The sequence below is a fragment of the Zavarzinia compransoris genome (assembly GCF_003173055.1).
Lineage (GTDB): Bacteria > Pseudomonadota > Alphaproteobacteria > Zavarziniales > Zavarziniaceae > Zavarzinia > Zavarzinia compransoris.
The window spans coordinates 567,157-585,047 of record NZ_QGLF01000003.1 but is presented as its reverse complement, the minus strand read 5'-3'; the positions used below and the strand labels follow the sequence as shown (position 1 = coordinate 585,047).

The window sequence follows — 17,891 nt, the reverse complement described above, 5'->3', positions numbered from 1 at the left end:
CTATTCCGCATCCGGCTGGCGGCCAGGGGCCGCGTCGATGAAGGCCGGCAGGGCAGCGCAGGCCGCCTCCGCCGCGAGAAGCCGGGGATAGGGTGAAAGATCGAGGCCGAAACGCCGGGCATTGGCCAGTTGCGGCACCAGGCAGAGATCGGCGAGGCCGGGGCTGGCCCCGAAGCAGAAGGGGCCGTCTTCCGTCGCGATCAGGGCTTCGCAGGCGGCAAGCCCGTTGCCGATCACCCAGCGCGGCCAGGCCTCGACTGCCGCTTCCGCCATGCCTTCGGCGGCGAGACGGTTCAGGACCTTCAGATTCTGCACCGGATGGGTATCGCAGGCGATCACTTGCGCGAAGGCGCGCACCCGCGCCCGGCGGAAGGCATCGCCGCGCGGCAGCAGGGCCGGAACCGGCACGGTTTCATCCAGCCATTCGACGATGGCCAGCGACTGGGTGAGCACGCCTCCCGGGGCCTCGAGCGCCGGCACCAGCCCCTGGGGATTGAGGGCGAGGAAGTCAGGCGCCCGCTGTTCGCCCTTGCGCAGGTGGTGGAAGACATGGTCCACCGCGATGCCCTTGAGGTTCAGGGCAATCCGCACGCGCCAGGACGCACCACTCCGGTAATAACCGTGAAGTTTCATCGTCCGCCCAGGGCCGTGCCGTGGCACCGCCCCCTCCCTTGTCCGACCTTTTGACGGGGTCCGGTCATTCTGTTCGTTCCTTATTGTCTCTATACGTTATATCAACTCATTGCCATATATTTTTTCAGGTCCCGGGCGCCGTCAGGTCGATGCCGGCTTCAAGCGAAATGCGCCTTGCCGCCCCGCCCGCCTTGAAGCCGCCGTCGACGGCGATATCCTCGCCGGTGATGAAGCCCGCCTCGTCGGACAGCAGGAACAGCACGGTGTTCGCCACTTCCTCCATCCGGCCGTAGCGGCCAAGCGGGGTGGCGCGGCGCCAGGGTTCGAGATGGGCGCCGCCATTGTTCAGCGCGGTGACGATGATGCCGGGCGAAACCGCATTCACCCGGATGCCCCAATCGACGAATTCCATCGCCGCCGAGCGGGTGAGCCCCAGGATGCCGGCCTTGGTGGTCGAATAGGCGGGATCATTGTGCCCGGTATAGGCTGCGACCGAGGCGATGTTCACCACCGCCCCGCCGCCGGCAGCGCGCATGTGGGGGGCGACCGCCCGGATGCCGAGGAAGGCCCCGCTGAGGTTGACCGCAAGCACCTGGGTCCAGGCCGCGAGCGTGGTGCCCATGGTACCCGTGCGATTGACGACGCCGGCATTGTTGACGAGGCCGTGCAGCCCGCCGCCCCAGGCCGCCACGGCGGCGGCAGCGGCGTCCCAGGCCGATTCGTCCGTCACGTCGAGGGGGAAGAAGCGGGCGCGGCCGCCGGCCGCGACGATATCCGCCGCCGTTTCGGTGCCTTCCTTTTCCAGCCGGTCGCAGATCGCGACCAGGGCGCCTTCCGCCGCGAAACGGCGGGCTTCCGCCTCGCCCAGCCCCCTTGCCCCGCCGGTCACCAGGATCACCTTGTCCTTCAGCCGTGCCATTGCCTGCCTCCCGTTTCTTTTCTCTGCCGGTCCCGTAACGCACGGGTGGTTGGATGCGTCGGTCGCTTCGGCTATGCTGCCGGGGCGATCATTCAGTATTCTGTCGATATGGCCGGCGCCGCCTGCGGAGTTCCAACACCATGTCCCTCGCCGACCTTTATGCCCGTCCCGGCCACCTGATCCGCCGGGCGCATCAGATTTCCTGGGCCCTGTTCCTCGACGAATGCGCCGCTTTCGGCATCACCCCGGTGCAATATTCGGCCCTGGTCGCCATCGGCGAGCGGCCGGGGGTGGATGCCACCCGGCTTTCCGCCATGATCGCCTTCGACCGCTCGACCATCGGCAATGTGATCGAGCGGCTGGAAACCCGCGGCCTCGTCGCCCGCCGCCCCAGTGCCGAGGACAAGCGCCAGAAGCTGCTGTATCTGACCGCCACGGGCGAACAATTGGTCGGCGACGTCGAAGATCCGGTGACCCGGGTCCAGGACCGGCTGCTCGCGCCCCTGTCGGAGAAGGAGCGCAAGACCTTCGTCGCCCTGCTGCAGAAGCTGACGACCGAGAACAACGAAGTGACCAGCGCGCCGCTGCGCATCGACGACAGGCCCTGAGCCTCAGGCCGCCGGCGGGCCGATGGTGACGGCGAGCGGCGACAGGCCGTCGATCGTCACCACGATCGCATCGCCCGCCACCACCGGGCCGACGCCGGCCGGCGTGCCGGTATAGATCAGATCCCCCGGCTCCAGCCGGTAGAGGCCGGAGAGGAAGGCGACGATATCCGCCACCGGCCAGATCAGGTCAGCGAGATCGGCCTTCTGCTTGACGACCCCGTTCACCGTCAGCTCGATCGCGCCCCGGTCGGCCGCGCCTAGTGTTGCCACCGGATGGATCAGGCCGAGAGGCGACGAGGCTTCGACATTCTTGCCCGTGTCCCAGGGCCGGCCTTCGCTGCGGGCCTGGAGTTGCAGGTCGCGCCGGGTCATGTCGAGGCCGGTCGCATAGCCGAAGACATGGCCGAGCGCTGCCGCTGCCGGAATGTCCCGCCCGCTCCTGCCGATGGCGACGACCAGTTCCGCCTCGTAGTGGAAATTGGCGGTCTTCTGCGGATAGGGCACGAGGGCGCCGTCCGGCACCACGGTCTCGGCCCATTTGGTGAAGAAGAAGGGCGGCTCCCGGTCCGGGTCGCGGCCCATCTCGCGGGCATGTTCGGCATAGTTCCGGCCGACGCAGAAGACCCGGCGCACGGGGAAATCGGCACCGTCCACGGTCTTCGCAAAAGTCGGGGCGGGAATGGGCGGCAGCGGGCTCACGCGCAATGCTCCTTGAAGAGGTTCAGCTTTTCCTGGGACGTGCGGTCGGAATAGGCGAAGAGGACGAGGTCCCGCCCGGCGCGCAGGCGCAATTCCTTCCAGGACGGCACGACGAAGACCATGCGCTCCTGCAATGTCACGGTCCGGCCGGCGATTTCCGCCTCGCCGTCGCCCTCGACGACGACGAAGATCGTGCCGTCGGTGGAGCGCCGGGGCCGGGTCTCGAAACCAGCGGGCAGCAGGCGGACATGGGCGGAAATCGTCGCCATGATCGCGCCGCCATCGGCCGGGTTCAGGAATTCCAGCGCATGGCCGAAATGCGGGTCCGGCAGGCCCGATTGCGCCAGCGCATCCAGGCTGGGCCGCCAGTCGGCGTAAGGGTAGTGGAACAGCGGCTGATGCGCCGGGCGCCGATCCGCCGCCGTGCCCTTCACCGGGCGGAGGTTGCGGCCGTAGCGGGCGCCGGTATCGCCAGGCGGCACCGTTTCGGGATGGGCCGAGGCGCCGAGCTTTTCCGCAAAGCCGGCGTCGAAGGCGCGCACGGTCGGGATGTCCAGCCCGTCGAGCCAGATCATCGGCCGCCCGGTGTGATTGCCATGGTCGTGCCATTGGCCGCCCGGCGTCAGCACCAGGTCGAAGGGATGCATGATCGCCTTCTCGCCATCGACGGCGGTGAAAGCCCCCTCCCCTTCGAGGACGAAGCGAAGCGCGCTCTGGGCATGGCGGTGGCAGGGTGCGACTTCGCCCGGCAGGATCAATTGCAGCCCGGCGTAAAGGCTGGTGGTAATGCCGGATGTGCCGGGCAGGCCGGGGTTTTCCAGGATCAGCACCCGGCGCTCTGCCTGTTCGGCGCTGATCAGGTCGCCGGCGCGCAGCAGATAATCGCGCATCGGCCCATAGTCCCAGGCCCAGGGCAGCGCGCCCGACGCGGGTTCCGGCGGCACCAGGGCCGAAAGCACGGTCCAGAGCGGATAGAGGCTGTGCGGCTTCAGCTCGTCATAGAGATGGTCGAGCTGGCGGGATTGGTCGTTGGCAAGGGCCTCAGCCATGGGCCACCTTCCCGGCCGGGGCGGCCAGCGGCATCGGATCGGCGGCGACCGCCGCCTGGGTCAGGGGATCGCCGCCATAGATCCAGGCCAGCGTGTCGTACCAGTCGGCCGGGCTTTTCGCCCGCATGACCAGATTGCGCAATTCGGCGTGGACGCCCGACGGGTGATAGATGTGCTTGCCGATCTCGCGCGATTGCAACTGCACCCGTGCCGTGCGCAGCACCCGGCGGTCGCGATAGGTTGCGAGCGCTGCCGCCGGATCGTCGCGCCCGGTGCTCAGCGCATGGGACAGGCAGACCGCATCTTCCATCGCCATGCAGGCGCCCTGGGCGAAATATTGCATCATCGGGTGGGCGGCATCGCCGAGCAGGGCGACCCGGCCATCGACCCAATTGCCCACCGGCTCGCGGTCGCACAGCACCCAGGCCTTCCAATTGGTGCCGTGGCGGATGATCTGCCGGGCCTTGTCATGGACGTGCTCGAATTCGGCCAGCACCGTCTCGGTCGCGACGGGGACACCGGCGACAGGCGCCGGCGCGTCGTTGTGGGAGGTTACGACGAGGTTGAAATTCTTCCAGTCTGACAGCGGGTAATGGACGATATGGCAATGCGGCCCGGCCCAGAGGGTGGCCGCATTCCAGCGCAGGTCTTCCGGCATCTGTTCGGTCGGGATGACCGAGCGATAGGTGGTATGGCCCGAGACCCGGGGCTGGCCGTCGCCCACCACCCGGGCGCGGATCTTCGACCACAGCCCGTCGGCGCCGATCAGCACCGAGCCGGTGACCCGGGCGCCGCTGGCCAGCAGGGCGGTGACGCTGCCGCCGTCCTGGTCGTAATCCACCACTTCGCTGTTCACGCTGAGGCGGATGTTCGGGTGGTTCTGGCAGGCGCGCAGGAAGACGCCATGCATGTCGCCCCGGTGGATCACCGCGTAAGGATTGCCGAAACGCTTGCGGAACGGCTCGTCCAGCGGGATGCCGGCGATTTCCTCGGCCGTCAGGGCATCCATCAGGCGCAGGCGGTCGACGAAGACCGCCATGGCGCGGGCCTGCACCCCGATCCCGAGGAAGTCGAAGGCGTGAAAGGCATTGGGGCCCAGCTGGATGCCGGCGCCGATCTCGCCAAGGGCCGGCGCCTTTTCCAGCACATGGACCCGAAAGCCCCCGCCCGCCAGCCCGAGGGCCGCCGCCAGCCCGCCGATGCCGCCCCCCGCAATCAAGACTTCCCGATCGCCCATGACGCTTCCTTCCACTGTTTTCCCCGCCGGGCCTTGCGCCCGTTATTTGCTCAGTATTCTTATAATAAGTATACTGTCAATATCCCGGCAGCAAAAAAAGACCCGCCGGGTGCAGGGCACCGGCGGGCCGAGGCTGGCAGGGGAGAGATCCTGCCGAGGGCTCAGGGAAGGATCAGAAGAAGGCCTGGATGCCGGTCTGCGCCCGGCCGAGGATCAGGGCGTGGACATCGTGGGTGCCTTCATAGGTATTCACGGTTTCGAGGTTCTGGGCATGGCGCATCACGTGGTAACCGATCTGGATACCATTGCCGCCGTGCATGTCGCGGGCCACGCGGGCGATATCCAGCGCCTTGCCGCAATTGTTGCGCTTGACGAGGGAGACCATCTCCGGCGCCAGTTGCCCCTCGTCGAACAGCCGCCCGACGCGGAGCGAGGCTTGCAGCCCGAGGGCGATCTCGGTCTGCATGTCGGCGAATTTCTTCTGGAACAATTGGGTGCCGGCCAGCGGCTTGCCGAATTGCGTCCGGTCGAGGCCGTATTGCACGCTGCGCAGCCAGCAATCCTCGGCCGCGCCGAGCGCGCCCCAGGAAATGCCGTAACGCGCCCGGTTCAGGCAGCCGAAAGGCCCCTTCAGGCCGGCGACATTGGGCAGCAGGGCATCTTCGCCCACCTCGACCCCGTCCATCACGATCTCGCCGGTGATCGAGGCGCGGAGCGACAGCTTGCCGCCGATCTTCGGCGCCGACAGGCCCGTCATGCCCTTCTCGAGGACGAAGCCCCGGATCTCGCCGCCATGAGCCTCCGATTTCGCCCAGACGACGAAGACATCGGCGATGGGTGCATTGGAAATCCACATCTTGGACCCGGTCAGGCGATAGCCACCCGCGATCTTCTGCGCCCTGGTCTTCATCGAGCCGGGGTCGGAGCCGGCATCGGGCTCGGTCAGGCCGAAACAGCCGATCAGCCGGCCGGAGGCGAGGCCCGGCAGATACTTGCGGCGCTGTTCCTCCGAGCCATAGGCATAGATCGGATAGATCACGAGGGAGGCCTGCACGCTCATCATCGAGCGGTAACCGGAATCGACCCGCTCCACCTCCCGCGCGACCAGGCCATAGGCGACATAGGACGCGCCGGCGCCGCCATATTCTTCCGGCAGGGTAACGCCGAGCAGCCCGGCATCGCCCATCAGGGGGAAGAGGCCGGGATCGGTCACTTCATCCAGATAGGCCTGTTCGACGCGGGGCAGCAATTCCGCCTGGGCGAAGGCCCGGGCGGTATCGCGGATCATCCGCTCGTCCTCGGTCAGCTGGTCGTCGAGCAGGAAGGGGTCCTGCCAGACGAAGGGGGCATAGGCCGCTTTGGTGCTCATCGAATATCTCCCTGAAGTCTTGTCGGTCATGCCCCGAGGAAGGCGTGGACCCGGCGTTCCGTATCCTTGCTGCGCATCAGGCGGCCGATGCCGCTGATCTCGGCGGCGACACCCGCCTGGCTGATGGTCGCGGCAATGCGCACGCAATTCTTCGAGGCGCGCAGGGCTTCGGGCGACAGCCCGGCGATACGGGCCGCGATGGCATCGGCGCCCGCCTCGAAATCCGCCTGCGGAAAGACCCATTGGGCAAGGCCGATCCGCTCCGCCTCTTCGCCGGGGATCAGGTCGCCGGTCAGGATCACCCGCGCGGCAACGCCGGGGCCGCAAAGCTCGGTCAGGCGCTGGGTGCCGCCGGCGCCGGGCAGCAAGCCCACCTTCGCCTCGGGCAGGCCCAGCTTCGCCCGGTCCGAGACGACGCGGAGATCGCAGGCCAGCGCCAGTTCCAGCCCGCCGCCCAGGGCATGCCCGGTAATCTCGGCCACCGTCACCACCGGCAGGGAGGCGAGATGGTCATAGACCGCGTGGAAGCGCCGGACCGTGGTCACCATGGCCGCCGCCCCCGCCGCATCCTGCAACCGGCCGGCGACGAGGCGAAGGTCGGCCCCGGCGCAGAACACCCGCTGGTCGCTGCGGATGCGGAGCACCGCCAGGTCGTCGCGCACTTCGACGGCGCTCAAGGCCTGGTCGAGATCGGCCAGGAAATCGTCGTCCACCGCATTCACCGGCGCCCGCGACAGGGTGAGTGTCGCCACCGCTCCCTCGAAGGCCAGCTTCATGTAGGAATCGCGCATGGTCAGAGCCTTTCGATCACCAGGGCAATGCCCTGGCCGACGCCGATGCAGAGGGAGACGACGGCATAGCGCCCTTGGCTGCGCTGCAATTGCCGCGCCGCCGTCAGGGCCAGCCGGGCACCGGAAGCCCCCAGCGGATGGCCGATGGCAATAGCGCCGCCATTGGGGTTGACCCGCGCATCGTCGAAGCCGAGGTCCAGCAGTTTCAGGCAGCCGAGCACCTGCACCGCGAAAGCCTCGTTGATCTCGATCAGGTCCATGTCGGCCAGGGTCAGGCCGGCCCGGTCCAGCGCCTTCGGGATGGCATAGGCGGGCCCCACCCCCATGATCCGGGGGGCGACGCCGGCAACGGCGGCCGAGACCAGCCGGGCCATGGGCGCCTTGCCCAGGCGTTCCCCGGCCGCGGCACTGCCGATCAGCAGGGCAGCCGCGCCGTCGTTGATGCCGGAGGCATTGCCGGCGGTGACGACCCCGCCGGCGCGCAAGGGCTTCAAGCCCGACAGCGCGGCGGCATCCGATTGCGGGCGGGGATGTTCGTCCGCCGCCACCGTCTTCACCGTGCCCTTCGGCCCGGGCAGGGAAACGGGGATGATCTCGCCCTCGTAGAAGCCTTCGGCCAGCGCCCGGGCATAATTCGCCTGGGACCGGGCGGCGAAGCCGTCGCCCGCCTCCCGCGACAGGCCGAGGTCGGCGGCGACATTTTCCGCCGTCTCGGGCATGGAATCATCGCCGAAGGCCGCGGTGAACTTCCGGTTCGGGAAGCGCGAGCCGATGGTGGTGTCATAGATCCGGGCATCGCGGCCGAAGGCGCTTTCGCTCTTCGGGATGACGAAGGGGGCGCGGGTCATGCTTTCCACCCCGCCGGCGATGAGGAGATCGCCCTCCCCGGTCTTCACCGCGCGGGCCGCATCGATCACGGCGGCAAGGCCCGACCCGCAGAGGCGGTTCACGGTCTGCCCGGCCACGCGATCGGGCAGGCCGGCCAGCAGCAGGGCGTGGCGGCCAACATTCCGGCAATCCTCGCCCGCCTGATTGGCACAGCCGACGATCACTTCCTCGATCGCCTCGCCCGGCACGCCGGTCTTGCCGACCAGGGCGGCAATCGCCCCGGCCAGGAGATCGTCCGGCCGCACCGGGGCAAGGCCGCCGGCATGGCGGCCGAAGGGAGTGCGGATACCGTCGTAGAGAAAGGCATCGGTCATGTCAGCGGCCCTCCAGCGCGGCTTCGAGCGCCGGCAGCACCTGGAACAGGTCGCCCACCAGCCCGTAATCGGCGACCTGGAAGATCGGCGCTTCCTCGTCCTTGTTGATGGCGACGATCACCTTGCTGTCCTTCATGCCGGCGAGATGCTGGATCGCCCCGGAAATGCCGACCGCGATATAGAGATCCGGCGCCACCACCTTGCCGGTCTGGCCGACCTGCCAGTCGTTCGGGGCATAGCCCGCATCGACCGCCGCCCGGCTGGCCCCGGCCGCCGCGCCCAGCTTGTCGGCCAGCGACAGGATGACGTCGTTGAATTTCTCGGCCGAGCCAAGGGCCCGCCCGCCGGAGACGATGATCCTGGCCGAAGTCAGTTCCGGCCGCGCGCTGACCGAGAGCTTCGCCTCGATGAAGCGGGACAGGGCGGGCAGCGTGCCGACCTCGACCGTCTCCACCGGGGCGGCCGGTTGCGCTGCCGCCCCGGCGGGGGCGAAGGCGGCGGTGCGGATGGTGAGCACTTTCACCTTGTCCGCCGTCTTCACGGTCTGGATCGCGTTGCCGGCATAGATCGGGCGCTTGAAAATATCGGGTGCAACCACTTCGATCACATCCGAGACCTGCATGACATCGAGAAGTGCCGCCACCCGCGGCAGGACATTCTTGCCCTGGGCGGTGGCCGGCGCGACCACGGCCGCATAGGCCGGCGCCAGGGCGACGACCAGGGCCGCCACCGGCTCCGCCAGTTGATCGGCCAGCAGCGCGTGATCCGCGACCAGCACCTTGGCGACGCCATCGAGGGCCGCCGCCGCCCCGGCAACGGTTGCGGCGGCCTGCCCGGCAACCAGCAGGTGGATGTCGCCGCCAAGAGCACGGGCCGCCGTCAGGGCCTTTGCCGTCTGGTCGGAAAGCTGACGGTTGTCGTGTTCGGCAAGCAGCAGAATGGCCATCTTGTTTCCTTCCCTTACAGCACGCCGCGCAGGTGCTCGACCAGCTCTTCGGGCGATGCCACCTTGATCCCCGCCTTCCGGCCCGCCGGCTCTTCCGTCCGCAGGACCTCGAGGCGCGGGGCGGCATCGATCCCATCGAGGGCCCGTTCTTCCAGCGGCTTCTTCTTGGCCTTCATGATGTTGGGCAGGGAGGCATAGCGCGGCTCGTTCAGGCGCAAGTCGGCGGTGACGATGGCCGGCAGCGCCACCTCGATGGTTTGCAGGCCGCCGTCGATCTCGCGGGTCACCGTCGCGGCCGTCTCCGTCACGTCGAGGGTGGAGGCGAAGGTCGCCTGCCCCCAGCCGAGCAGGGCCGCCAGCATCTGGCCGGTCTGGTTGCTGTCGTCGTCGATCGCCTGCTTGCCCAGGATGACGAGGCCCGGCGCCTCCGCCTCGGCCACCGCCTTCAGCACCTTGGCGACGGCGAGCGGTTCGACCGTCTCTTCCGTCTTGTAGTGAATGCCCCGGTCGGCGCCCATGGCGAGCGCGGTGCGGATCGTCTCGGCGCTGCCCGCCGGGCCGATGGAAACGACGACGATCTCGCCCGCCTTGCCGGCCTCGCGGAGGCGCAGCGCCGCCTCGACCGCGATTTCGTCGAAGGGGTTCATCGCCATCTTCACATTGGCGAGATCGACGCCAGAACCATCGGGCTTCACCCGGATCTTCACGTTGTAATCGACGACGCGCTTCACCGGCACCAGGATCTTCAGGGCCATTTCAAGTCTCGCTCGGAAGGGTGGGAAGTCGGCCCCGGCGGAAGCCGAAACCGGTGGACTGCGCGACCGCCTCGAGCGCCGTCTCGAGGGCCGCCCGCTCCTGGCGGGACGCCCAGAACAGCGGCCCGCCCTTGGCCGCCGGAAAGCCGTAGCCATGGACCAGCACGATATCGATGTCGGACGGCCGGGCGGCGATGCCGTCCTCGAGCACCAGGGCCGCCTCGTTCACCATGGCCGCCAGGACACGCTGCTGGATTTCCGCCGGGCCCAAGGGCCGGCGGGTGATGCCGGCCCTGGCCGCCGCATCCTCGATCGCCCGATGGACGATGGGGTCGGGCTCCCGGCCCGGGTATCGGTACCAGCCGGCGCCGGTCTTCTGGCCGAAGCGCCCGGCTTCGCAAAGCGTGTCCGCCACCGACGAATAGCGTTCGCGCGGGTCGCGGCTGGCGGCGAGACGCTTCCGCCGGCTCCAGGAAATATCGAGGCCGGCGAGATCGGCGACCGCGAAAGGCCCCATGGCGAAACCGAAGGCTTCCAGCGCACCGTCCACCGCCTCGGGCGTCGCCCCTTCCTCCAGCAGGAATTCGCATTGCCGGCGATAGGCGGAGAAAATGCGATTGCCGATGAAGCCGTCGCAAACCCCGGCGACCACCGCCAGCTTGCCGATCTTCTTCGCCAGCGCCAGTGCGGTCGCCAGGGCCTCGTCCCCCGTTTGCGCCGCCCGCACGATTTCGAGCAGGCGCATGACATGGGCCGGGCTGAAGAAATGCAGGCCCAGCACCTTTTCCGGCCTTGTGGTAACGTCCGCGATCTCGTTCACGTCGAGATAGGATGTATTGGTGGCGAGAATGGCGTCGGGGCGGGTGATGCGGTCGAGGGTGGCGAACAGCTCGCGCTTCACCGCCATATCCTCGAAGGCCGCCTCGATCACCAGATCGACCGGGGCCAGGGTGGCAAGCTCTGTCGCCCCGGTGATCAGGGCCAGTTGCGCCGCCATGGCTTCCGCCGTCAGGCGGCTGGCCGCGACCCTGCGGGCCAATTGGTCGCGAATGCGCTCGATCCCCCGGTCGAGCCCGGCCGCGTCCCGCTCGACCAGGATCACGGGGAAGCCGGCGGCGATCAGCGCCAGCGTGATCCCCGTGCCCATGGTGCCGGCACCGATGACGCCGACAAGGCCGATGGCCTTGGCGGGGGCGCTCAGGCCGTCGATCCGGGGGGCGCTGCGTTCGGCCAGGAACAGGTGGCGGCGGGCCGCCGCTTCCTCGCTGTCGCGAAGTTCGATGAAGGTCCGGCGTTCGAGGGCGAGGCCTTCGGCAAAGGGCAATGCGGCCCCTTCGCGGATCACCTTGATCGCCGCGAGAACGGCGGCCGGTGCCTTGCCCCTGGGGCAGGCGGCGGCGATGGCGGCCTCGACATCCCCCGTGGCCGGGGGGGTAAGGTCGGACAGGCGGTGCTTGCCGGTCAGGGTTTCGGCCAGGGCGATGGCCGCCGGCAGGGGATCGCCCTCGACCACGCGATCGACGAGGCCCATGCCGGCCGCCTTCTTGGCCGGCACCGGCTTGCCCCCGGCGATCATCTCGATGGCGCGGGCAAGGCCGATCAGGCGCGGCAGGCGCTGGGTGCCGCCGGCGCCGGGAATGATGCCGAGATTGACCTCGGGCAGGCCAAGGCTGGCGCCGATATTGGCCACCCGGCCATCGCAGGCCAACGCCAGTTCGAGACCGCCGCCAAGGGCGGCCCCGCCGATGGCCGCGACCACTGGCAGGGGGCTGCCGGCGATGGCTTCCAGCACCTCGGGCAGGCTGGGGGGCACGGGCGGGTGGCCGAATTCCCGGATGTCGGCGCCGGCGACGAAGCGCGCGGCCCCGCCGGTCAGCACCAGGGCGGTGACGCCGCGCGCCGCCTCCGCCGCGCGCAGGGCCGAGAGCAGGCCCTGGCGGACAGCGGCGGACAGCGCATTGACCGGCGGATTGGCGATCTCGACCACCATCACCCGCCCCTGGCGCCTTGTCGCCACCACCGGGGTTTCAGCCACCGCGCTCATCGCTTGTTCCCCTTCACTTGCCTTGGGTGAAGCGGCGGAACTCGGGCTTGCGCTTCTCGCGGAAGGCAACGCCGCCTTCCTTCGATTCATCCGTATCGTAATAGAGGCTGAGCGCCGCCATGCCGAGGGAGGAGATGCCCCGGATGCTCTCCGTATCCGCGTTGAAGGACCTCTTAGCCAGCGCGATCGCGGTCGGGCTGCGCTCGATCAGTTCGGCACACCAGCGATCCACTTCCGCGTCCAGCTCCTCATGCGGGACGACCGCATTGACGAGGCCGAGTTGCAGCGCTTCCGCCGCCGTGTAGCGACGGCACAGGTACCAGATCTCGCGGGCGCGCTTCTCGCCGACGATCCGCGCCAGATAGGCCGTGCCGAAGCCCGGATCGACCGAGCCGACCTTGGGCCCGACCTGGCCGAACTGCGCCTTTTCGGAAGCGATGGTCAGGTCGCAGATGGTGGCCAGCACATTGCCGCCGCCGATGGCGAAACCGGCCACCCGCGCGATCACCGGCTTCGGCACGTCGCGGATCAGGCTCTGCAATTCGTCGATGGGCAGGCCGATGGTGCCGCGGCCGTCGTATTGGCCGTCATGGGCGCCCTGGTCGCCGCCGGTGCAGAACGCCTTGTCGCCGGCGCCGGTCAGTACGATCACGCCGATCGACTTGTCCCAGCCCGCGACCTGGAAGGCATGGATCAATTCCTCGACCGTCTGGCCCCGGAAGGCATTGTAGCGGTCGGGGCGGTTGATGGTGATGCGGGCGACGCCGGCCGGGCGCACTTCATAGGTGATGTCTTCGTAGGCGGTCATCCTGGAGCCTCTCCCTTGCTTGTTCCGGGCGTCACGCTAGGCGCCCCGGATATTTATGTCAATGCATTGTTATATATGGCCGGAAAAATCCCCGGGCAAGCATTTCTGCCGCCCGGGGCGCGTTGGAGGGGCCGAAACTCAGAACTTGTACATGACGGAGGCTTGCAGGCGGTCGGCGCTGCCGGTCTGGCCGCCTTCCGTCTCGCGCTGGGCGTGGCTGTATTCGAGGCCGACGTCGAGTGCCGGAATGATCGCGGCGATGATATTGCCGTGGAACGTCAGCATTTCCTTGTTCGCCGTCTGCGGCACCGTGCTGTTGTTCTCGATGCGGTGGTAGGCGAAGGTCACATTGCTGCGGAACATATCGTCCCAATGGTGCTGGACGGTGAAGGTCCCGCCCCAGGACGGCAGGGCATCGAGATCGGTGCCGTCGAAGCTCGCGCTCTGGCGGTAGGACAGCGTCATGTAGCGGTTGACGCCTTCGCCGTAGAGGGCCTGGAAGCCGAACTTGTCCTTCTCCAGGAATTTCACCGAACCCGACAGGCCGACACCCCAGCCAAGGACGGAATCATCCGCCGTCGCCGTATCGGCCGTGATCTCGCGCGCGATGGCAAAGCCCGCCAGATGGCCCCAGTCGAACTTATGGGCGTAGCGGACGGTCAGGTCCGGCAGGCGGTCGAAATTGGGATCGGCGAGGCCGGAAATGCCGCCGGTCGCCGCCGGGTTGGAATTGTTCGCCGCGACATTGCCGATGAAATCGCTTTCCGGATTTTCCAGCGCGACCGAGAAGGTTCCCGCCCCCTCCGCATGGGTATAGCGCACCTGGGGCTGGCGCAGCGCCAGTTCGGCGGGGAGACCGCCGAAGTCCAGCTTCTCGGGCGCCGCCACCAGGTCGTAGGCGGTGGTCCAGGTCTGGCCGATGGTGAAGGGCCCGGCGGTGATATAGGCATGGCGCAGCCGGGGGCTGACCGAATTGGTATAGGCTTCCGTCCCGCCCGAGCCGTAGAAATCGATCTCGAGCACGGACCGGGCGGTGAAGCCGTCGAAGGGGGTTTCGGTCGTCACGTTCAGGCGGGTCTGGCGGGCATTGAAGCCGAAGGCGCCGTCCCGTTCCCGGGTGCCGTCCAGCGGCATCGCATCCGGCGTCACCACCGAGCCCATGGACGGCCCCATGTCATAGGTGCCGTCCAGCTTCACATAGCCGCCGATCTTCAGCGAGGTGCTGGTGCCCGGAATGCGGATCGAGCCGGGCATCGAACCCTTGAGGTCGGCCTCGGTCAGTGCCTCTTCCTGCTTTTTCTCGACCGTCGCCTGGCGCGCCTGGATATCGTTCAGCTGGCGCTGCAACTGGTCGATCTGGCGCTTCAGCGCATCCATTTCCGCATCCGCCGCCGCGATGCCCGGCGCGCCCAGCACGCAAGCCAACGCCGTCCCGGCGATCAATTTCCTGCCCTTATGCTTCAACATGTTGCATCCCCTTATCCTGGATTTCGGCAAAGCGCCGCCCTTCCCGCGGCCAAGGGACCGCGAGCTTCAGCCCCAGCCGTGAAAACGACTGCGGTTACACCGTTACGGATTGCGAATGGCGATGCGCCTCAGGCGCCTTGCAGGCTTGCGTTCATTGCGTTTCCCCCGGTCTGCGCCTTTGCGGCCGCATCGTTCTTCATCGTCCGGATCATGCCGGCCAATTACTAAGTATTCTTATTTTATGTACACTGTCAATTCCATCGAACGTCGAAAGCGGAACCGGCCGTGTGCCCGCGGCCGGCTCCGCCCCCCGCCGTCAGCCGGCCATGGTCAGGCCGCCGGAGACGGACAGCACCTGGCCGGTGATGTAACCGGCTGCATCGCTGGCGAAGAAGGAAATGGCGCCCGGCAGGTCGGCCGGCTGGCCGATGCGGCCGAGCGGGATCGAGCGGCGGAAGGCTTCGAGCAGCTTTTCCGGATTGCCGGCGCCTTCCTTGTATTCGGCGAAGAGGGCGGTATCGGTCGGGCCGGGGCAGACCACGTTGAAGGTGATCTGGTCGCGGGCGTGTTCGCGCGCCATGGTCTTCGAGAAGGCGACCAGCGCCGCCTTGCAGGCGGCATAGACCGCCTCGCCCGACGAGCCCACCCGGGCGGCGTCGGAGGCGATGTTGATCACCCGGCCCGATTTCCGCGCCGCCATCAGGGGCACGACCACATGATGCATGTGCAGGGCGCCGGTCAGGTTGATGGCGATCAGCTTCTCCCATTCCGCAGGCGTCGTCTTCAGGAAGGGACGGAAGACATCCCAGCCGGCATTGTTGACCAGGACCTCGATCGGGCCCAGCTCCGCCTCGGTCGCGGCCACCGCCGCCTCGACCGCGGCGCGATCGGTGATGTCGCAGGCGAAGGCCTTGGCGATGCCGCCGGCGGCGGTCACCGTCGCCGCTACTTTTTCCGCCGCTTCGAGGTTGCGGTCGTAGACCGCGACCTTGGCGCCGAGGCCGGCGAAATGGGCGACGGTGGCCGAACCGATGCCGCCCGCGCCCCCGGTAATGACGACGGTCCTGTTGCTGAAATCGCTCATCTCTCAACCTCTATCTTCGTCGGGAATCTTGCTGTATTCGACCCTTGCTATAGACTGGTTATGGCAAGGTATTGTTTGAAGAACGGGGTGTCCTTGATGACGAAGGCCAAGACGGCGGCAGCCGGAAGCGAACAGATCGACCAGGCGATTTTCGATCTTTCGAACCGCCTGTACTTCCGGCTCTACCAGGCCTCCAACCTGCTGCACAAGAACGGCACCCGCTTCATGTCGGCCTTCGGCACCACGACCCAGCAATGGGCCGTGCTCGGCGCCCTTGCCCGCCCCCGCAGCCACCAGCGGGGCATGACGGTGAAGGAACTTCTGGAGTTTCTCTCGGTCAGCCGCCAGAACCTGACGCCGGTGATCGACCGGCTGGAGGCGCGGGGCTGGGTCGAGCGGGTGAAGGACCCGGACGACGGCCGCAGCCGGCGCATCCGCCTGACCCCGCTCGGCGATGCCACCTGGGACCGGATGCTGGTCAGGATCGACGAGTTCTACAACCGCTCCCTCGCCGGCTTCAGCATGGAGGAGAAGCTGGCGCTCTACCGCCTGCTGGACCGGCTGAAGCTGGGGCTGGAGGAGGTCTGAGGCCATCGCCGTTCAGGCCCCGGGCCGGGCGGCGATCTCGCGCAGGCGGAATTTCTGGATCTTGCCGCTCGGGGTGCGCGGCAGCTCGTCCACGATCTCCAGCCGTTCGGGGAAATACTGCTGCGCCATCCGCTGTTCCTTCAGATAGGCGATCATCGCCTCGAAGCTGAAGGACGCCCCCTCGCGCAGGACGACGAAGGCGCAGGCACGCTCGCCCAGGCGCAGGTCCGGATAGCCGACGACGGCGACCGCGGCGACCGCGGCATGCTTGAACAGCAGTTCCTCGACCTCGACCACCGGGATGTTCTCGCCGCCGCGCACGATGATGTCCTTGGAACGCCCGGCGATACGGATATAGCCCTCCGCATCCATGCGGGCGATATCCCCGGTATCGAACCAGCCTTCCGCCGACAGGCCGGGAAGATCGGGCCGCTTCATGTAGCCGACGAAATTGGAGCAGCCGCGCACCTGCAGCATGCCCTCTTCGCCCGGCGCCAGCAGGTTGCCCTGGGCGTCGATCACGCGCACCTCCATCCCGGGCAGGGCGAGGCCGTCGGTCGAGGTCGTCTTGTCCGCGCCGTCTTCCGGCCGCGTGGTGGTGACGGCGCCGTTCTCCGACATGCCCCAGGCGGAGACGACGGCAGCGCCGAGCGCCGCCCGCGCCCGCGCGACCAGGGCCCGGGGAATAGGCGCCCCCGCGGAAACAAAGACCGACAGCGTGGGCGTGCCCTGGCCGGTGGTCTCGACATGGCCGGTGAGGTCGTTCAGGAACGGCGTCGCACCCATGGTGAAGGTCGCCCGCTCGTCGGCGATCTGGCGCGCCATTTCGGGCGCGGCGAAAATATCCTGCAGCACGGCGGTCGCCCCCAGGACCACGGGCAGCACCAGGCCGTACATGAAACCGAGTTGGTGGGCCATGGGCGACGGCATGTGGATCACGTCGTCGGCGCCGAGGCGCAGCCGCGCGGCGAAGGGCACCAGGTTGGAGAGCATGGTGTTGGAGGTATGCATCACCCCCTTCGGCTCCCCGGTCGTGCCGCTGGTATAGAGCAGCTGGACGACGTCGTCGGCCGCCAGCGGATAGGGTTTCAGCGCCGCCCGCCCGGCCTCGCCCGCCGCGGGGGCCAGCAGGCGGTCGAAGGCGTTGTCGCCGGTGCCGCCGGCGACGAAGACATGCCCCAGCGCGGGCAGGCGGGCCTGGACGTCGGCCGCCAAGGCCGGATAGTCGAAGCCGCGGAAGCGGTGCGGCACGACCAGGACCTTGCTTTCCGCAAGGCCGAGCATGAAGGCCAGCTCGCGTTCGCGGAAGATCACCATCAGCGGATTGCTGATCGCGCCGAGCTTCAGGCTGGCGAGATGCAGGACGGTGAATTCCCACCAGTTCGGCAATTGGAACGAGACGACGTCGCCCCGCCCGACGCCGAGCGCCCGCAGTGACAGGGCGACGAGGTCGGACAGGCGATCGAGGTCGGCGAAGGTGAAGCGGCGGGTCTCGCCGCTTTCGGCCCGGTTGGCGACCAGGGCGGTCTTGTCCGGGGTTTCGGCGACGACGCGGGCGAGATGGTCGAGCAGGGTGATATCCCGCCAGTATCCCTGTGCCACCATGTCGTCGCGCCTGTGGGCGGTGCTGCCATAAGCGGTCATGTTTCGGTCTCCCTGGGACCCGGCCGGCCCCTTTGTTGTTTCCGGCCG

At 68.1% G+C, this 17,891-nt stretch carries 17 protein-coding genes; 2 read left to right on the top strand and 15 right to left on the bottom strand.

The genetic code is table 11. The annotated features are described in order from the left end of the window. Both maiA and DKG75_RS13475 read right to left on the bottom strand, forming a co-directional pair. Nucleotides 1-633: a maleylacetoacetate isomerase gene (gene maiA, locus DKG75_RS13480; protein ID WP_109921637.1), complete on the bottom strand. Its 633-nt coding sequence runs from the start codon at nucleotides 631-633 to the stop codon at nucleotides 1-3. 124 nt (nucleotides 634-757) lie between these two features. Further along, nucleotides 758-1,552 (bottom strand): SDR family NAD(P)-dependent oxidoreductase, encoded by a 795-nt coding sequence (locus DKG75_RS13475; RefSeq protein ID WP_109921636.1) that lies wholly within the window; start codon nucleotides 1,550-1,552, stop codon nucleotides 758-760. Between the two features lie 140 nt (nucleotides 1,553-1,692). Between DKG75_RS13475 and DKG75_RS13470 the strand changes: the two genes are divergently transcribed. Further along, complete coding sequence (locus DKG75_RS13470; protein WP_109921635.1) at nucleotides 1,693-2,160, top strand: MarR family winged helix-turn-helix transcriptional regulator; 468 nt, start codon at nucleotides 1,693-1,695, stop codon at nucleotides 2,158-2,160. Nucleotides 2,161-2,163: 3 nt separating this feature from the next. On the opposite strand, the gene DKG75_RS13465 is transcribed toward DKG75_RS13470, so the two are convergent. The 12 genes from DKG75_RS13465 to DKG75_RS13410 all read right to left on the bottom strand — a co-directional run bounded on the left by DKG75_RS13465 (nucleotide 2,164) and on the right by DKG75_RS13410 (nucleotide 15,611). After that, nucleotides 2,164-2,859: a fumarylacetoacetate hydrolase family protein gene (locus tag DKG75_RS13465; RefSeq protein WP_109921634.1), complete on the bottom strand. Its 696-nt coding sequence runs from the start codon at nucleotides 2,857-2,859 to the stop codon at nucleotides 2,164-2,166. Beyond that, nucleotides 2,856-3,908 (bottom strand): gentisate 1,2-dioxygenase, encoded by a 1,053-nt coding sequence (gene gtdA / locus DKG75_RS13460; RefSeq protein ID WP_109921633.1) that lies wholly within the window; start codon nucleotides 3,906-3,908, stop codon nucleotides 2,856-2,858. The genes DKG75_RS13465 and gtdA overlap by 4 nt, the downstream gene beginning before the upstream one ends. Further along, nucleotides 3,901-5,145, bottom strand: a complete 1,245-nt coding sequence (locus DKG75_RS13455) for a 3-hydroxybenzoate 6-monooxygenase (RefSeq protein ID WP_109921632.1) — start codon at nucleotides 5,143-5,145, stop codon at nucleotides 3,901-3,903. Before DKG75_RS13455 ends, gtdA begins: the two co-directional genes overlap by 8 nt. Before the next feature lie 172 nt (nucleotides 5,146-5,317). Next, nucleotides 5,318-6,514, bottom strand: a complete 1,197-nt coding sequence (locus DKG75_RS13450; protein WP_109921631.1) for an acyl-CoA dehydrogenase — start codon at nucleotides 6,512-6,514, stop codon at nucleotides 5,318-5,320. 26 nt (nucleotides 6,515-6,540) lie between these two features. Beyond that, nucleotides 6,541-7,305: an enoyl-CoA hydratase/isomerase family protein gene (locus DKG75_RS13445; RefSeq protein WP_208112127.1), complete on the bottom strand. Its 765-nt coding sequence runs from the start codon at nucleotides 7,303-7,305 to the stop codon at nucleotides 6,541-6,543. 2 nt (nucleotides 7,306-7,307) lie between these two features. Next, nucleotides 7,308-8,507 (bottom strand): 3-oxoadipyl-CoA thiolase, encoded by a 1,200-nt coding sequence (locus DKG75_RS13440; RefSeq protein WP_109921630.1) that lies wholly within the window; start codon nucleotides 8,505-8,507, stop codon nucleotides 7,308-7,310. Between the two features lies 1 nt (nucleotide 8,508). Continuing rightward, nucleotides 8,509-9,453, bottom strand: coding sequence for an electron transfer flavoprotein subunit alpha/FixB family protein (locus DKG75_RS13435; RefSeq protein WP_109921629.1), 945 nt, complete (start codon nucleotides 9,451-9,453; stop codon nucleotides 8,509-8,511). 14 nt (nucleotides 9,454-9,467) lie between these two features. Then, the gene (locus tag DKG75_RS13430) at nucleotides 9,468-10,202 is read right to left on the bottom strand and encodes an electron transfer flavoprotein subunit beta/FixA family protein (RefSeq protein WP_109921727.1); all 735 of its coding nucleotides are present in this window, start codon (nucleotides 10,200-10,202) and stop codon (nucleotides 9,468-9,470) included. A gap of 7 nt (nucleotides 10,203-10,209) precedes the next feature. After that, entirely contained in the window at nucleotides 10,210-12,252 is a 2,043-nt protein-coding gene (locus DKG75_RS13425; RefSeq protein ID WP_109921628.1) for a 3-hydroxyacyl-CoA dehydrogenase NAD-binding domain-containing protein, read from the bottom strand. Nucleotides 12,253-12,265: 13 nt separating this feature from the next. Next, nucleotides 12,266-13,060, bottom strand: coding sequence for a 2-ketocyclohexanecarboxyl-CoA hydrolase (gene badI, locus DKG75_RS13420; protein WP_109921627.1), 795 nt, complete (start codon nucleotides 13,058-13,060; stop codon nucleotides 12,266-12,268). A gap of 138 nt (nucleotides 13,061-13,198) precedes the next feature. Beyond that, complete coding sequence (locus DKG75_RS13415) at nucleotides 13,199-14,527, bottom strand: DcaP family trimeric outer membrane transporter (RefSeq protein WP_109921626.1); 1,329 nt, start codon at nucleotides 14,525-14,527, stop codon at nucleotides 13,199-13,201. Between the two features lie 316 nt (nucleotides 14,528-14,843). After that, complete coding sequence (locus tag DKG75_RS13410) at nucleotides 14,844-15,611, bottom strand: glucose 1-dehydrogenase (RefSeq protein WP_109921625.1); 768 nt, start codon at nucleotides 15,609-15,611, stop codon at nucleotides 14,844-14,846. A 96-nt stretch (nucleotides 15,612-15,707) separates the two neighbouring features. Here DKG75_RS13410 and DKG75_RS13405 point away from each other — a divergent pair, with 96 nt between their 5' ends. Further along, nucleotides 15,708-16,199 (top strand): MarR family winged helix-turn-helix transcriptional regulator, encoded by a 492-nt coding sequence (locus DKG75_RS13405; RefSeq protein WP_109921624.1) that lies wholly within the window; start codon nucleotides 15,708-15,710, stop codon nucleotides 16,197-16,199. A gap of 12 nt (nucleotides 16,200-16,211) precedes the next feature. Here DKG75_RS13405 and DKG75_RS13400 read toward each other — a convergent pair whose 3' ends face one another. Next, nucleotides 16,212-17,843, bottom strand: a complete 1,632-nt coding sequence (locus DKG75_RS13400; protein WP_109921623.1) for an AMP-binding protein — start codon at nucleotides 17,841-17,843, stop codon at nucleotides 16,212-16,214. Nucleotides 17,844-17,891: the final 48 nt, after the last annotated feature.

Excerpts from the sequence above, each read along its gene's own strand:
- maiA (WP_109921637.1), bottom strand. The coding sequence starts at position 633 with ATGAAACTTCACGGTTATTACCGGAGTGGTGCGTCCTGGCGCGTGCGG.
- DKG75_RS13475 (WP_109921636.1), bottom strand. The coding sequence starts at position 1,552 with ATGGCACGGCTGAAGGACAAGGTGATCCTGGTGACCGGCGGGGCAAGG.
- DKG75_RS13470 (WP_109921635.1), top strand. The coding sequence starts at position 1,693 with ATGTCCCTCGCCGACCTTTATGCCCGTCCCGGCCACCTGATCCGCCGG.
- gtdA (WP_109921633.1), bottom strand. The coding sequence starts at position 3,908 with ATGGCTGAGGCCCTTGCCAACGACCAATCCCGCCAGCTCGACCATCTC.
- DKG75_RS13455 (WP_109921632.1), bottom strand. The coding sequence starts at position 5,145 with ATGGGCGATCGGGAAGTCTTGATTGCGGGGGGCGGCATCGGCGGGCTG.
- DKG75_RS13450 (WP_109921631.1), bottom strand. The coding sequence starts at position 6,514 with ATGAGCACCAAAGCGGCCTATGCCCCCTTCGTCTGGCAGGACCCCTTC.
- DKG75_RS13445 (WP_208112127.1), bottom strand. The coding sequence starts at position 7,305 with ATGCGCGATTCCTACATGAAGCTGGCCTTCGAGGGAGCGGTGGCGACA.
- DKG75_RS13440 (WP_109921630.1), bottom strand. The coding sequence starts at position 8,507 with ATGACCGATGCCTTTCTCTACGACGGTATCCGCACTCCCTTCGGCCGC.
- DKG75_RS13435 (WP_109921629.1), bottom strand. The coding sequence starts at position 9,453 with ATGGCCATTCTGCTGCTTGCCGAACACGACAACCGTCAGCTTTCCGAC.
- DKG75_RS13425 (WP_109921628.1), bottom strand. The coding sequence starts at position 12,252 with ATGAGCGCGGTGGCTGAAACCCCGGTGGTGGCGACAAGGCGCCAGGGG.
- badI (WP_109921627.1), bottom strand. The coding sequence starts at position 13,060 with ATGACCGCCTACGAAGACATCACCTATGAAGTGCGCCCGGCCGGCGTC.
- DKG75_RS13415 (WP_109921626.1), bottom strand. The coding sequence starts at position 14,527 with ATGTTGAAGCATAAGGGCAGGAAATTGATCGCCGGGACGGCGTTGGCT.
- DKG75_RS13410 (WP_109921625.1), bottom strand. The coding sequence starts at position 15,611 with ATGAGCGATTTCAGCAACAGGACCGTCGTCATTACCGGGGGCGCGGGC.
- DKG75_RS13405 (WP_109921624.1), top strand. The coding sequence starts at position 15,708 with ATGACGAAGGCCAAGACGGCGGCAGCCGGAAGCGAACAGATCGACCAG.
- DKG75_RS13400 (WP_109921623.1), bottom strand. The coding sequence starts at position 17,843 with ATGACCGCTTATGGCAGCACCGCCCACAGGCGCGACGACATGGTGGCA.